The sequence below is a fragment of the Flavobacterium sp. ENC genome (assembly GCF_020991415.1).
GTDB lineage: Bacteria > Bacteroidota > Bacteroidia > Flavobacteriales > Flavobacteriaceae > Flavobacterium.
This window is the reverse complement of the sequence record NZ_JAJMOY010000008.1, coordinates 127,944-144,459: the sequence shown is the minus strand read 5'-3', so window position 1 is coordinate 144,459 and position 16,516 is coordinate 127,944. Positions and strand designations below refer to the sequence as shown.

5 protein-coding genes are annotated in these 16,516 nt (G+C 35.4%); all 5 read right to left on the bottom strand.

Annotation, left to right across the window (positions count from 1 at the left end; genetic code table 11):
- Positions 1-23: 23 nt before the first annotated feature.
- The 5 genes from LPB89_RS18580 to LPB89_RS18560 all read right to left on the bottom strand — a co-directional run bounded on the left by LPB89_RS18580 (position 24) and on the right by LPB89_RS18560 (position 15,809).
- Complete coding sequence (locus LPB89_RS18580; RefSeq protein WP_230703169.1) at positions 24-5,207, bottom strand: leucine-rich repeat domain-containing protein; 5,184 nt, start codon at positions 5,205-5,207, stop codon at positions 24-26.
- A 73-nt stretch (positions 5,208-5,280) separates the two neighbouring features.
- Entirely contained in the window at positions 5,281-9,105 is a 3,825-nt protein-coding gene (locus LPB89_RS18575) for a PKD domain-containing protein (protein WP_230703168.1), read from the bottom strand.
- 11 nt (positions 9,106-9,116) lie between these two features.
- Positions 9,117-14,720 carry a hypothetical protein gene (locus LPB89_RS18570; RefSeq protein ID WP_230703167.1) on the bottom strand — a complete coding sequence of 1,868 codons (5,604 nt, stop codon included), beginning with the start codon at positions 14,718-14,720 and terminating at the stop codon, positions 9,117-9,119.
- Positions 14,717-15,319 carry a hypothetical protein gene (locus LPB89_RS18565; RefSeq protein ID WP_230703166.1) on the bottom strand — a complete coding sequence of 201 codons (603 nt, stop codon included), beginning with the start codon at positions 15,317-15,319 and terminating at the stop codon, positions 14,717-14,719. Before LPB89_RS18565 ends, LPB89_RS18570 begins: the two co-directional genes overlap by 4 nt.
- Entirely contained in the window at positions 15,303-15,809 is a 507-nt protein-coding gene (locus LPB89_RS18560; protein WP_230703165.1) for an OmpH family outer membrane protein, read from the bottom strand. The genes LPB89_RS18565 and LPB89_RS18560 overlap by 17 nt, the downstream gene beginning before the upstream one ends.
- Positions 15,810-16,516: the final 707 nt, after the last annotated feature.

The window sequence follows — 16,516 nt, the reverse complement described above, 5'->3', positions numbered from 1 at the left end:
AGTATGTTTTTATGTTAAGTGAGTTATATTTTTGAATGATTGCCTGTTGAACTTTTATTTGCTCCGGTTGCATGAGTGACCTTAATTTTACCAGGACTAGGTAAACATTCTACTGCAGGGCAGAAGTCAATATTTCGAACAAATCCGCCGGCAGGATTATTAGATCCGTCACTGTAATTGGTAATGACCTGAGTGCTTTCCTGCGAACCGAAATATTTACTTAAGTCAATACCTGAAATCGATCCCGAAGCAGATTTTGGCAGAAATACATCATTTGAACCTCCGTTTTGAGAGAAAGAAAAACTTACAGCAGTACTATTATTTACAAAGTTGAAAATTTTGGCTCTTGAACTTGTGGTATAAGAAGCCAATGCTATAATCTCATTCAAGGCATACCTATTTACATCCGTTCCGTTTGGCGTAGTAACCAGTTTGTTGATTAAATTTATAAACAGACTGTGTACTTTTGGTGTAAGTAGACTGTTTTGAGTACAGGAAACAGTGGTGTTACAATTTTCCACAACGATTGTTTTTGCAAAAATGGTTTCACAATTTTCTCCTGCATTCGCCACTAATTTTACTTCATATTGGCCAGGAATGCTTGTTGTAAAGGAATATATTCCGGTAGCATTTGTAACCGTATCAACAATGTTTCCTGCACTATTGGTAGTGGTCCAGACATAAGTTGCGTTTGTTACTGCTGTTTCAAACGTGAAATTATTTGCTTCACTAGTACAACGTTTCTTATCGACGATTATGTTTTTTGTGAAATTTTCTGTACAACCGGTTTCATTTTTAGAAATTAATTTTATTTTGTAATTACCATTAGTAGCAAAAGTATAGATATAAGGATCAGTTATGTCAGAATTGCTGGTGTGTAGTACTTCTCCCGTTTCTGATACAACAGACCATGTGTACGTTAGGTTTGGAACAGTCGTTTCAAACGTAAATGAAGCTTGAGCATTAGGATAAATGTTCTCAGAACCTGATTTTATGGCTCCCACTATAGATGGAGTACAGTTATTTCCTTCACCCGGACAAAATATGATGTTTCTGACTTCAGATTCTCTTGTACATTCATTAGGACCTAAAACAACTTTCGCGGTTTTTTTCTTTTTATCTTCACTCTGAACATAACAGGAAACAAAATAATCATCTGCTGCTATATATTGACTTATATCTGTATAAATCAGACCAGCTGCACTGTTGTCTAAATCTTCTAAACTGTTATATTCCGGATCGTAATAGATTGGATATCTGCTGGAGACATGAACATCATACGCTCTGTCTGGTGAAAATGAGAAATTAAAAGTATAACCGCCTGATTCATTAACAGATGATACAAAATTATAGATCTTATCTCCGGTACCATTTTTAATATAAGGCTTAAGTGCCATAAATTCCGGAGTTGCAATACTGGCATTTATTTGCTCGTCTGTTTCTCCCAAAATATATCTGATAATCAGTTTTTTTACAAAATTCACATATAATTCTTTTACTTCCTGTGATTTTGAATTATCAACGGTACAACTGTTGCTAATAAGGCAGTCAACAGTTTTTGTAGCGCTTTTGGTACATCCTGTTGTTAAATTCGTTATATCTAAAGTTATTTTATGATAACCAGGTAAGCTTAAAGTTACGGGGAAATTAATATTACTTCCCGTACTTATAAGTTCGCCGGTAGGATTATATAATTTCCAGCTGTAGGTGTAATTACCGTTACTATCAAAAAAGCGAGGACTAAATATAGAGATTTCACCAGGTTTAACAAACCAGACTCTTCCTCCCATATACTCTTTTGCAGACCGAATGTCAAAATAGTTATCATTTCCGGTATAAGTACAAATGTCTACGGTTTCAATATCTCTTTTGTAGTCAGTAGTACATCCGTTAGGATCCTTAATTTGTAAGTTAACTTGATATTTTCCTTGGGTAGGATGTACTTTAAAATCAATTTCATTACTGGTTGCTACAATATTTCCATTGGCATCAATTAGATCCCATTTATAAATAAAATTGGTCGCGTAAAAGCCAGAAGGAGAAAAAGTAAATAAAGATTCTGAATTTTCCAAAACGACATCTCTATTGGCTGGGGAATATATTGTACCGTTACGTTCCTCTGGAGAAATAACGCAGGTAGTAAGATCTCTTACTTTAAGATTGCTTTCAAATTCTGAGCAGCCTAAAGCATCAGTAAGTTTTACTTTTACTTTATAGTCGCCAATTGCCGTTAAGGTGATAGGGAAATTTTTGGTGTTTTTTGAATCTATTAGAATATTATTTGAATTATACAATTTCCATTCATACGTTAAATTTGCATTTGAAGGGCCATAATATTTATAGAAAGTCAGGTTTGTTGCTGTATTAATTGGAATTCCAATTGGATCTCCATAATTATAAGGTATGATAATAGTTCCCGTACGATAATCATGATATTCGCATACCATTGGAGCCTTTAGTGTATATGTTTTCTCAAAAGTAGTGGTACAGCCATCAGGTCTGGTAACGATTAGTTTTACTTTATAATTTCCAATCGCTGAGTAGGTTTGCGTAGCTAATGCCGTTGTCTGAGTGTCATCTTTTACGGTATTGTCAGAATTGTAAAAGATCCAATTATAACTTAAATTAGTTGCTGATGTTTCAAAAGAAAAAGTAGTATTAGTATCAGTAATTAAATCTTGTAGAGATGGTTTAATGTCGCCAATAACTACGTTGCTGCAGTTTTTAGCAACAGTAATTATTTTAGTAAAAGTAGTTTCGCAGTTGTTTTCATCCTTAACTTTTAATTCTACTTTGTAATTACCAACTGCGCTATATATGTTATCAATATAGTTTGAAGTTGAATTTCCAACAATATTATTATCTAAATTATAACAAGTCCAGAAATAGGTTAAAACCTGAGAAGACGTTGTGTTAAATGTAAAATGTATGTTGTTGCCATTTAAAATGGTTGTAGGGGCAATTATATCTCCGGTTATTGCAGTACATGCCCCAGGCAATACTTCTAAAGTTATAGGTTCTCTTTCTAAAACTAAATCCCGGCCATAATATTTAGGCTCCACCATGCTTTGCATAACTGTTATTTGCTGGTGTTTGGATTGACAAAAATAGGTTCCTGCATCTGTCGCTTTTAGATTTGAAATTGTAAGCTCCCTGGAGGTTGCTCCTTTAATTTCTTCATAATAAGGTCCTCTATACCATTGATATTTTTCGTTTTCTGTAAAAATATCATCTTCATACATTTTTAAAGTTACTGATTCGGTAACACTTTTAGTTATGGTTTTCGGAGCATCTACTTTTGCCTGATAAGCATATGAAAATTTACTTTTACCTAAAGCAGTGCTATATTTTAAATATTCAGAAATTATAAAATCTGTATAACGAAATTTATTTCCCATAAAGGATAATTCAGTAAGAGGAAGACTTGTTAAGTCAGGTATTCTGCCTTCCAGACGATTGTAGTCCAGTCGGAGTATATTTAATTTTGTTAATGAGGCTAGCTGAGAAGGAATATTTCCTGTTAATTTATTCCAGTCTAAAAATAATCGTTGCATTTGTTTGCATTGACCAAGCTCTACAGGAATTGGACCAGAAAATTCATTACTATTAAGCCATAAATCCTGAAGCTTAACAAGAGTACCGATTTCAGCAGGTATCGAGCCAGTTAATTGATTATTTTGTAAGTATAAATACGAAAGTTCTTCGCATTGTGTAATTTCAATTGGAAGGGTTCCGTTTATAAGGTTTTGATATAAGTATAATGTCTTAAGTTTTTTTAGTGCGCCTATTTGAGGAGGTAAGGGACCTGTTAATTGATTGACTCCAGCACTAAAATCAATCAAAGAGCTACATCCTCCAATTTCTGCTGGTACAACGCCGCTCAATTGATTATCTGTTAGATCAAAGTTTTCAAGATTGGTTAATAATCCTATTTGAGAGGGGATATTTCCTGTTAATTGATTGCTGCTCAACCAGGCAATATTAAGTGCTTTACATTGACCAAATTCATTCGGGATTGCATCACTTAGTTGATTGTAATGTAAAAAAAGACGTTCAAGATGTGTCAGAAATCCTATTTCTGATGGAATTGGCCCGGTTAATTGATTGTTGTCAAGATATAAGACAATTAAATTAGTTAATTTTCCAATTTCAATTGGAATAAAACCTGTTAAGTTGTTGGAGCTAAGGTATAAAGCTTCAAGTTTTGTAAGGAATTTTATTTGAGAAGGTATGGTACCGCTTAATTGATTACTCGCAAGATCCAGATAATAAAGACCTGTTAGCTGACCTAACTCTGTTGGTATAGTTCCCGTTAATTGATTCCCGGATAAGCTCAATGTTTCAAGTTTAGGCATGGACCCTAATTGTGAGGGTATGGTGCCGGTTAATCCATTCTGACCAAGCGATAGGTAAGTTAATTCTTGTAATTGCGCTATTTCAACAGGTATAGTCCCTGTTAACTGATTAAAATCTAAAAACAATGATTGAAGTTTTGGCAATGATCCTATCTGAGGAGGTATGCTTCCACTCAATTGATTAACTTCCAGATTTAAAAAAAACAGTTCTTTTAATTGCCCTATTTCTGCAGGTATGCTTCCACTTAATCGGTTATTATAAAGTAAGGCTTGGGTAAGTTTTGTTAATGATCCGATTTGGGACGGTATTTCACCTGTCAAATTATTATCTCTAAGATCTAAATAGGAAACCCTGCCTTCTGCATCAAGTACAACACCGTACCATCCTGTATTGGTATCAGGATTCCATGATGTTACAACCGCAGTAGGATCATTTATGGGCCATGCTCCTTCACTATTCATCGTATTTTTCCACGAATCACCATTGGTGCTATTATACAGGGCGATTAGCGCAGCTTTATCCTTAGCGATATCCTGTGCAGATGCAAGTGATTTACGAGCCGTTTTTGAATTATTTATTTGTATTGATGATTTTGGTTTTTTATTTTGTAAAAAAGCATTTTTAAGCTGTTTCGCTTTATTGTAACGAGTAATTTGCATTTCACGCATTCTGCTCACCTCAGGGCCAAGATCAGCATCCTTAACGCCATGTTTTTTTAACGAAACCATTGCTTTACCGACATCAAAACCTATTGTTGCATCACTTAGTTCCTGAGAAAAAGAACTCAGGGAGCAAAGCACCATGCAAAGTGTGATTATCCAGTATTTTTTTATTTTAAAATTATTTGCCATAATCTAGTTATCTATTGTTTTTTTGATACCGCTTGTTTATCAGAACAATTATTAAGTCTTTGTCTTACGTGAATTATTTTTTTGAAACAAGTTTCGCTTTACTCTTATTTGATCCTTTTGAAATACCTGCAGTATCTGTTGATTTAAGAACCCCAATAATTGGTTTACAATCCTCTGCAGGACAGAAATCAATGTATTGCGCTATGGTTTCTCTGCTACATTCGTCAAGACCTGGTTTCACCGGATTACTTCCTTTTATTTTACCGCCATTGTCTACGTAACAGGATATTAAGGGTACATCTGGCGAAGTATATTGTGTAAGACTAAAATAAATTTTGTCTTCTATAGTAGCCAGTAAGTCTTCATAACTGTCATATTGTGGGTCGTAATACATTCCCCATTTAAAATAAACACGTACATCAGAAACGCGGTCAGGAGAAAACGAAAAATCTATAGATCTTAAACTATTGGTTTCTTCATTTTTATTGTCATCTCTTACTGATTTGTAATTGTATATTTTATCTTTTACGCCATTTGTAATGTATGGGATTAAGGCTGTGAATTGAGCATTTGCCGGACTTGCATTGATTTGTTCATCCGTTTCTCCCATCATGGATCTGGCAATAAGATTTTTTACTAAATCAAAATAGAGCCCTTTTACGATTTGCGATTTGGGGTTGGTATCTGTACAGGAGTTTGAAATTACCGTACTAATGCTTTTCGAAAATTCCAGCTGACAACCAGTCTCAGGATCAAGTATAGCAACTGTTATTCTGTGAAATCCAGGTGTAGTTAAAGTCAACGGAAATGTTTCCTGATTTCCCGAATCTACAAGAGCATTATTCGGATCATACACTTTCCACTGATAGTTGTAGGTTTTTGTTTGATCTTGATAATAACGGAATGCTAAATTTTTGGTCTGATTAATATCGATAAAAGCAGCTCCGTTACTGTATTCATTAACAAAATTAATGGTTCCGTAACGTTCTTCGTCGGTGTAGCCACAGATGTCCACTACTTTTATGTCATTACTGAAATTGGTTTTACAACCATAACTGTTTGTAATTGTATAGTTTAGTTTATAATCTCCTGCTACTGTAGGTGTAGTTATAAATTCTGTTGTTGTTGAAGAACTAATCACATCACCGTTAAGATTTTTTATGGTCCATAGGCCAGTTTCACTTTCATCAACAGGAGGATAAAAGGTAAAAGTATTTGGCACATTTATTAAAACCAGAGGATTAAAACCGTATGAATGTTTGTTTACATTCTGCATAGTACCATCTCTCCTTACGGTAGTACAGTCAAATGCTACTGTAATTATCTTTTCGAATTTTGTGATACACTCATTAGCATCCTTCACTTCAAGCATTATCTTATAATCACCAGCTCCGTACTGAAGATAAAGCTGAAAAGGATTACCTCCTTGCTCATAGTTGTAATATCCACCATTTTCTGGGATTTTAACAGTCCAGATATACGTTAAATTGGTAGCTGTAGTTTCAAATGTGAAAATGGCAGTTGTATATAAAGTCGGGTGTTCCGTATTTACTTTTATTGTTCCTTCTATCAGGGGACAATCTGCAACAACTTTAACAGTTAAACCTTTATAGGTTTTGCAGCCATTTTGATCTACAAGTTCTAAAGCGACTAAATAGTCACCGGGAGCATTATAAGACCTGCTTGCTGTGCTTGTTGCTGCACGGCCAATTTCAACAAAAGCCTGATTGTAGAAAATCCAATTGTACGTAAAATTTGTCGCGGCTGTTTCAAACGAAAATGTGACATTTTGATTTGGAATAATTTTTTCACTGGAAGTCTTGATTTCTCCAACAATAGCAACGCAAGCCGGTTTTGCCGCAACTTCCATAATTTTAGTAAAAGTAGTTTTACATCCATTACTATCCGTGACTACCAAAGTAACGTTGTAGCTTCCGGGAGTAGCATAAGAATAAGTAGCTGAACTTGATGTAAAAGTGGTAGAATTACTTACGTTTTGAAAAGTCCATTCATAAGTTAATCCTGTTGCCGTAGTAGCTAAAGAGAAATTAATATCTGTGTTTGTAAATGTATTCTGAGTAGTTGGATTTAGGGTTCCTGTAACTGGAGTGCAATTAATGACATTTAATGTAATTGCTTCTCGTTCTAAGATAAGATTTTGCCTAACAATCTCCGGGTTTGTTATTTCTGAATTTTTAGACAAACAATAATATGTGTTTGTATCTGAGCTAGTTATGTTGTTAATTGTGTATTCTCTGGCAGTAGCATTTTGAATTAACTGACCATTTGGAGATATTCCTTTATACCATTGAAAAGTGTCTGTAGAAGTAAATCTATTGTCCTCACACATTTTCAGCGTTATAGAAGTCCCGGAGGGAACATTAAACGTTTTTTTAGAATCTGTTTTCGCCTGAGGGCTATACTCAAAAATGCGGATTTGTGTTTTTAATACAGAATACTGTGTTTCGAAATCTATAAAGCGAAATTTGTTTTCTCTAAATTGATAATCTTTTAGCAACTTAAAATTTCTTACATCGGGTAAATCTCCTTCTAATTTATTAATTGCAAAAGTTAATGTAGTAAGTTCCTTTAATGAATTAATTTCGATTGGTAATGTTCCTTCGAAATTATTGCAATCAAAACTTAAGGTGTAAAGTTTTGATAAATTTCCTATCAGTGGAGATATGGTACCGGTAAATGAATTACAACTTAGTTGAAGTACTCTGAGATCAGTTAACTGAAATAATTGATTAGGAATTATACCTTGTATACGATTATTATATAAAACTAGTTGTTGCAGTTTAGTCAGTTTCCCTATTTCAATTGGTAATGGACCTGTTATAATATTATTTGAACATCCCAGATAGGTAAGTTTGGTTAATAGAGTTATTTCATTAGGTATACTTCCTGTAAGTCTGTTGAAATCTAAAGCTAACATATTTAGTTCTGTTAATTGACCGATTTCTGACGGTATTGATCCTGTGAGACTATTTCCATTTAAATTTAAAAATGTTAGTTTTTTTAAAAAACCTATTTCATTTGGTATTGTACTTTTTATGAGATTACTATTCATTAGTAACTCATTTAGTTCAGTAAGCTGACCAATTTCCTTCGGTATAGCCAATAGTTTGTTACGACTTAGGTCTAACCTTTTGAGCTTCTTTAATTGTGTTATTTCTATTGGAATACTAGTTATTTCATTACTAGATATTGTTAATGAAGTAAGTTCGGATAATTGCCCTATTTCTGCGGGTACTTCATCTATCAGGTTATTAGATATATATAAGTTTGTAAGTTGTGACAATTGTCCAATTTGATGAGGAATACTACCTGTTAACAATTTATTACCGCTTATAGCTAACATAGTTAGTTGAGTTAGTTGTCCAATTTCTGGAGGTATTGTTCCTACTAATCCGTTAGCTCCTATCGCTAATGAGATTACATTGCCATTAGCACCAATTGTAATTCCATACCATCCAGTCTGAGTAAGATTATTCCACGATGTTACAGGTGTAGAGAAATCCCAACCTTTTTTATATAGCCAATTGTCGCCTCCCGTACTATTGTAGAAAGCTAATAAAGCATCTTTTTCACTCTGAGGAATATCAGTTACTGCAACCGATCGATTTGTATTGTTTTTTTGTTGTATTTGGGTTTTTATTTTTTCTAAGATAGCATTTTCCGTTTTCTTCATTTCTACATATTGACGAGTTTGCATATCTCGCATGAAAATAATTTCGCTTTCCAATTGTTGATCTGTCAATGAATATTCTTTTAAAGAAGCCTTAGATGTTTGGACATCAAACCCAATCTCCTCATCACTATACTGCTGAGCAAACCCCGCTATCGTAATAAAAAAACTAATTATAGTAAAAACTAATGTATATTTTAATTTCATCTGGCTCTTCATTATTTTTTAGCGGTTACAGCAGGTGTAGGCGTACTACATGAAACAACCTGTTTTTTTATAATTGCTTTTTTACTTGGTGCTATTTTTAAACTTTTTCTTCCGGTGTGGGATTGTTTGTCCGAAACAGAAACATCGTTAACTTTCAGTTGTGCCTGGAAATCAAAGTGCGAAGCATTTCCACAGTTTGATAAGTCATAATCCTCAAAACCATCGGAAGCCAGTTCGGTATACTTCGTGTTTGAAGCCACAGCAACCGGGAAACGATTGTTGTATCCGTACAAAGCTGAAGAATAACGTTTTAAGGCATCTTTATTTTCTACTTCCTGTCCGGCAGGGTTGTACTGCGTTACCTCTGATGCAAAAGTCCATCGGTCATAATTGGCAGCCGTTTTTCCCCAGGTATTTTTAGTTGTATCAAATACATAGAACGGGAAGAAATCATTGAAGAATCCTGTTTTACGCGGAGTCGGATCGATGGTATAATTTCTACCGGTTAGGTAGGCATACGATTTATTGGCTCTCCAGTTTCCTAGAATATTATACAGGTAAGGGTTGAATGATCTTTTTAAGATATCATCTTCCTCAGCTGTATTGTTTTCCTTCTCGTATTCAAAGGTCAGTTCACCATTAGTGGCAAAAGTCATTTTTGGTAAATCACATTCACACTGAGAAGGCCATTTGTCATTGTATTGTACCGCAGAAGCATTGACGATTCTGTTAACGGCAGTCGTAGACATATACGGATTTTCACCGATGTTTCCTTTTACTTTTACGATGGTATTATTCGCATCATAATCGTATAGCGGATTTGTCATAGATGTTACACTTGCCATAGAAGCCATTTGCATGTTTCTGTATCCGGAACGGATTACCTTCATTTTGGCCGTATTGATTACTTCCGGTTTGATCAGCAATCCTTTGTCATCAATCAGTTTGAAGTTACTGTCGGTCACATGTACTGCCCAGGCTTTCATTAATGTTTTGGTTTTTTTATCCGGTGCTAAACCTGTTAACCATAATTCGTCACCATCAATCAGATAATCAGATTCAAGATGCGTTCCGTTCAGTTGGTATTTACCGCCTGTTGCCGTGATATCCCATTCCAAACCAATATTTTTAGAGGCCTGACTCATTCCGGCATATGCCCAGTAAGCAGGGAAATTCAAACTGAAATATTTATCATTGTATTCATTGACCGTTTCAGTCAGTAACAAATCTCCGGTTTCTGCATCCCAGGCCAGGTTTTTTGTGGATACTTTTGAACCAAGGTCATAGGCTATTTTTTCTGAAAGAAGTGCCGTTGTGTGAATTACTTTAGTCGTTACTGCTGTCCTTATTATACTTTCGTGTTTCGAGTAACTTGGCAACGGAACCGCTACAATAACTAAAACCAAAAACAATGGAAGACCTGCAGTATTAAAATGAACACCCGCAGTTTCGGTAACGGATTTGCTTTCTCTGAAGTCATTGATGACGTCATAATCGACACCAACTAATTTATCACTGATGACTCCTTTTGAATCAATGGTCTGAACCGTATTGTCCAGCTTTCCTAAACTGTTGCGGCGTGTTTTGCTAGTTGGTAAGGTTTTGTATTTGTAATCAACTCCCGAAATAAAATCAGTCTGACCTTCTGCATATACCCGCTGGTTTTTCATCTTACCATCCATATCATTGGTGTGAACAGCAAATCCCTGAGATAAAGTAATATGATCTTTCACACTCAGGTTAAGAATGCTCGCCAGAGCTGATGATTTATCATAATTAGACGATAAGGTCGTACGATCCGTAATAGTCGGATAATCTTTAGACGTATAAAATTCTGTTACCACAGATCCGGTAGCGTGTTTTTTTACGATACTGGTAATTTCATTAGAGGCATTTTGTTTGTCTCTTGGCAGATTGGTAACGGTTACCCTGCTGTAGGTTATTTTAGGAGAAGGGAAGAAAGATTCCCCGAAAGGCTCTTCCACATAATTACTGCTGTCAGGTCCCAGTAATAATTCTCTTTTCTTTTCGTCGTAAAAGGGTTTCACAAATGGGTTCTCTTTACAACCTAATGGTTCGTAAGTAGCCACTCCTGAAGATTTTCCGTTTTCGGTATCATAAGAATAGATCTGACCATACGATTGCTGGTAAATCTCTTTGGTTGGATTATTAGTCATGACATTCCACTGGTCATTGATCCTGATATCATGCACTCTGCTGCCGCCACCAATTTTTCTGGATTCCGGCTGAAATAAACGGATCCATGATTTATCGGTTACAAATTTTGAGGCAATACCGTTTTGTTCCAATTTTGCATTTGGACTTTTAAAAATATCAAGAAGCGTCGGTATGTAGCCGATGAGTTCCATCACAATACTTTTCAGGTCGGTGGTGTCTTCTTCGTTATTCATGCTGTAAACCAATCGGTTCAGATGCTGTCTTCCGAAATTCCATCCCGCTTTTGTGATTGGGTTTACTTCGGATTTTGCATTAAAACCGTCTCCTTTTCCAACATAATCCACCGGAATGGCTACGTATTGTTTTCCGTTTACTTCCAGAAAGCCATAATCGGTAGCGGCTGATTTTTTCGAAATATTGACATATCCCGTTACATAATCGTATTTATCAGTTCCGTCAATTCCCGGTAGTGGATTCGGATTGACCATGTTTAAGAGGAACCTGAAATAAAGTGGATTAGCGGCTTCCCCCAGATTTCTTATATATTTATCATAAAAGATCTTAGCAATTTGCGGATCATTGATAGCCAGTTTATCATCTATTTTATGATCTAGTTCCACATAAATACATTCGCCAAGATCTCTCTTTTCAATTTTATTAGAAATGTTCGATGCAGTAAGTCCTGTTTTAGGACCGCTTCCTACCACTTTAAACATTTGCATGACGTCCTTGTTTTGTACCGAACTGTAATCATCTGACTCGTATTTTAATTCCATTTCACCACCGGATGGCAGGTGAATTGATTTTAAAAGCCAGGCCGCAGCATATTGGTCTGCAGTCTCCCTGTTACTTTGATCCACAAAAGGATACTCGGCATTAGAAAGATTAGATGTTGTATCAGGACCCAGTTTGTCTTGCGGAAGTTTGTAATTCCCCCATACGTCATAGGCTTTCATGTCATATGCAGGGTTAAAACCATAGGTAAACACATACGGAGTGAATTTACCCATATTAGAATTTTTATAGGTAAAATAGACTTTGCTTAACGTTAGTTTTCCTTCTTTGGTAATACTGTTGTCAATACCCGGACACAAACTGTAGTTGTATTCAAAGTTGGCTTCTTTTATCGGAGTCGCTTCGTCTCCAGAAGCTAAATATTCCGGTTTGGAGTATAGTGAGATTTTATCTAATTTATACATTTTAGATTTATCGCTCAGGCCGCCATTTTCACCCTCAACCCCATAGGCATCGTTTCTCACGGAAAGGTGAAAAATAGCCACGTGGGTTTTGGTTACAATTTTTTTAATGTAAATCAGTTCTTTTTCCCCGTACTGATAATTTCCTTTGTTGTCTTTCCTGCTGGAACGTAAACCTTCGTCGTAATTGGCGTGATTTTTTATAAACGGAACTCTCCATTTGTATAGATTGTCTTTGTCCGGAGTTTTGTTTTCGTACTCAAACTTGGTGTAGTTTCCTAAATCGTCATCTGTTGGACCGTCATTTTTTAAATCCTGATAATCCGGTGACAATACCGAAGTTAATAAGTAGGAGTGTGCATAAGCAGGAGTAGTTACCCTGTTGAAGTACTGGTCCCCGTCTTTTTTGTTTTTGGCAGAATTATCAACCCCCGGATTGTATTCTACCAGACCTTTATCAAATTTAACTTTTTCGTTAGGGTTGCTGGAGTTACTAACATCAAATGTTACTTCTTTTTTAATGACGTTATAGGCGGTTTTACCATAGATATAGCGTTCCCCACCTTCTTTGGTAATTCTTACCTCGGCAGTATGATGATCTCTGGCATATTCGTTTGCCTGAAGTTTTGAACCAAATCTTTTGGCTTCAAGTTTGGTTAATTTTTGAATCGACTGGTTTCTGGACAAACGGGAAGATTCTCTTTTAAGAATTCCTGTATTGGCAATCGTTCCACTGTTTTTTGAATAGTTAACGTTAGTACGTCTTGAAAATTTACTACCTTCTAATCCAAATTTTACAGCATCATAGCCTCCCATTTGGGTGCTGAATAAATCTAACTCTTTGTCTACATGTGCACCACCAATATTTTTGAAAAATACTTTTTCGTAATCGGGTCTGTTGCCGTCTTTTTTCTCTTTAAATCGGTTCAGAGCAGGATTTAATGTTTTCCACACTGCCGAGCTGCTATTTCCTCTTGTAGCGACAGCGTCAAACCCCCAGTGAAAACCGCCACCTGTACCGAACTCCAAACCAAGTGTTCCTCCGGCACTATCGTCATTGGTTTCATTATCATATACATAACCTACCTGTGATTTGTAAGGACGGTACATTCCCGATATACCCTGACCCTGAATGTTGTAGATGTCATAGGTATTGTTAGTAATCGGTAACGAAGTTGTATTTTTATTAAAGGTTCTGTCTTTTTCTCTGTTGAAATCTAAAATGTCGGAAGTGGCAGCATTATAGGTATTCTCGTAACCGTATGCCTTCTCCGTTTTATATTTTTCGGAATTTTTGATTCCCTGACTCGTTCTGTATCCCGTAAATTTCATTCCGGGCTCAATACCCCAGATTTCTCCTTCTAAATTAAAATTGAACATGAAATTGGTCGAAACCATACCCACTCTTTTTGTTGGAGTGTAAGAAGCATCAATAAAAGAGATAGCACCTCCAGTGCCAAATGATGAATAACCTTGTTCGTAGTTCCCTTTTGCTGTCCTTACGATCCTCGCTTCATTTCGCTTTCGGGTGGCTGACAGCGTCATGCCTTCAACCCCTTTTCTGCTATTGTAAGTAACACCAAGACTTCCGGTTAATATGTTGTCTTGTGTTGTATTGTTTTTGTCTTTATTGTCAAGAGTAATACTTGGAGATACAGAAACGCCTTCAGAAGCAGAGGATTGTAAATCCATTCCGACTCTTAGGTTATCCGCAATCTGAACGCTCATACCACCACTGGCAGTAGCTCCGAATCCGTCATAATTATTATATTTAATCGCCATTCCAACGCTTGCCTTGGCTTCATTAACCCCAAAGGCGGCAAAAAATATATTATAGTTGGAACCTACTGTTACGTTGGGCTTCATGCTGTTTTCATAGGTCATTTCATCTCCGTTAAAATCATCCGGAAGACCACGCAGCTGTCTTGAAATCTGTCCCACGTTAAGATCCCAGCCTAAACCTACCCATGAAGCTTCCTGGTCCATTCCTACACCTGAATTATAGGCTAAGTTGATTGGGTATCCGCCCACATCCATAATAGGAATGTTGTAATTGAAGTCCCCGCTTGACAAATCAACCATATCCGAAGTTCCGATAGGAGTAAAGGACTCAAATTCCGGTTGTGAAGGACCTCCGGTCAATGCATAAATCTGCATCGGTTGAATTGTTTCCAAAAGAATCATCATTGCTAAATAAATAGCAAGGGTTTTTTTAAACTTATTAATTTTTGGCTGAATCATAAGGCTATTTGAGTATAGGTGTCTTTAAATTGAAATTTTAATGTTCCTTTTCTAAAAAGATAATCTTCGTAGATCAGCTGTATTTTTTCGTTGGGATCAATCCCGGAAAAAAACAGTAAAACTTTTTGATAAGGCGCTATTTTGTAATTGCGTTCGTAAGTAACCCCCGAACAGGCAATGGTATCTTTTTTTGAAGTCACGACGTAAAAATCCTTGTCAAGTCCGAAAGACATATATTTTACCGCATCGGTGTAATCTATCCCGGTAAATTGTTTTTCAAGTAAATCTTTCTCTTCGTCCTGCTGAAAAGTAAATTCTATAATACGTTCTCTTTTGTTTGCTTCATACAGGGAGTCTACCGAAATCAGGTTTTCGGTTCCGAGATCTTTTAGCAGGTAATATTGAATAGGTACTTCGGTTGCGATGAAACCGATATCATCTACCTTCTGGGTGTAGGCACGGGATTTCCACCCTATTTTTTCTAAGTTAAAATAGCGATCGCGGATTTCTGATTCTCTCGTATCTTCCTTAGTCTCTTTTTTGCAGGAAATACATAAAAAAACGAAAAGGATACAAAACAACTTATTTAAGTCCTTCATATCTCTTGTTTATGTATGTAAGTAATTCTTTGGTTACAGTGAGTTTTTCGTCTGCGTATAAAACATTCGTTTTGTTTTCAGACCCTAAGATTAACTGGTAATTGTTCTCTTTGCAGAAATCTTCCGTATAGCTGTGTATTCTGGACCAGATTTTGGCGGATTCATTGGAAGCAAAATCCTGGTTGAATTGTTGAAGTTCTTCCTTTCCTTTAATAAACTCAGCCATTAAAGCTTCTTTTTGCGATGCAGAAATAGATTGTGATTGTATTTTGGAATATAAATTATCAAGAGCCGTTTTTCGGGTTATAAATTCCTTTTCGCCAACACGTTTTAATTCAGTGGTCATTACAAAGCCATCAAATAATTCGCTGTTGTTGACATAAACAATTTTTGTTTTAGAAATAAATGAACTAATTATAATATAAAATATTAGTGAGAAAATTAGTAAATAATTGAAAATGAGCAACAAACGGCTTTTATTTTTTATCACGGAAAGACTTGTTAATTTTTCGGTAAAAATATAATTTTATTTTTCTTAACAAAGAAAATCCTCATTTTATTTTTGTTAAATCATGAAATATTTCAAGTTTCTTGTGAGATTTATTGTGTTTAATTCAATAAATTAATAAAAAATGGCATTATATTGTAATGCTTTACTTACGTGTTTTTTTGTAATGCAATAATAATGAATATGTTGCGTTCCGGATGTCTTACACAATAAATATTTTGGATCGGCGTTACCTGAAAATTTTGCAGTAAATTATTCTTATAAGATTGTGAAATTGAAAAGTCAGTTGGACTGCATTTTTATTCAATAGAAGAAAATAGCAGAATAACGGTCTTAACCTATCTTTTGTTTATAATGAGGGGAGCTGTATGGAAATTAACTGAAATAAAAAAGCCACAATCATATCGATTATGGCTTTGGTACTTGTTTTATATTTGAATGTGGTATGCTTTAATTTCAGGGTACTAATTCAGAAATATTTAAAAATGATACTTAAATTCAGAAAACAGATACTATTTTATTTTTTGAAGATCCCGGATTGTTTTGCGATTTACTTCAGATATGTTTTTAGACGAATTACAATTTTATGTTTACTTAAATGAATAGGGAGGAATTAAAATAACTTACAATGCCTCCTAATTTTTTTGCAAAAGTACAAATAGAAGTTTTAATAAATTGTCAATTTTAGG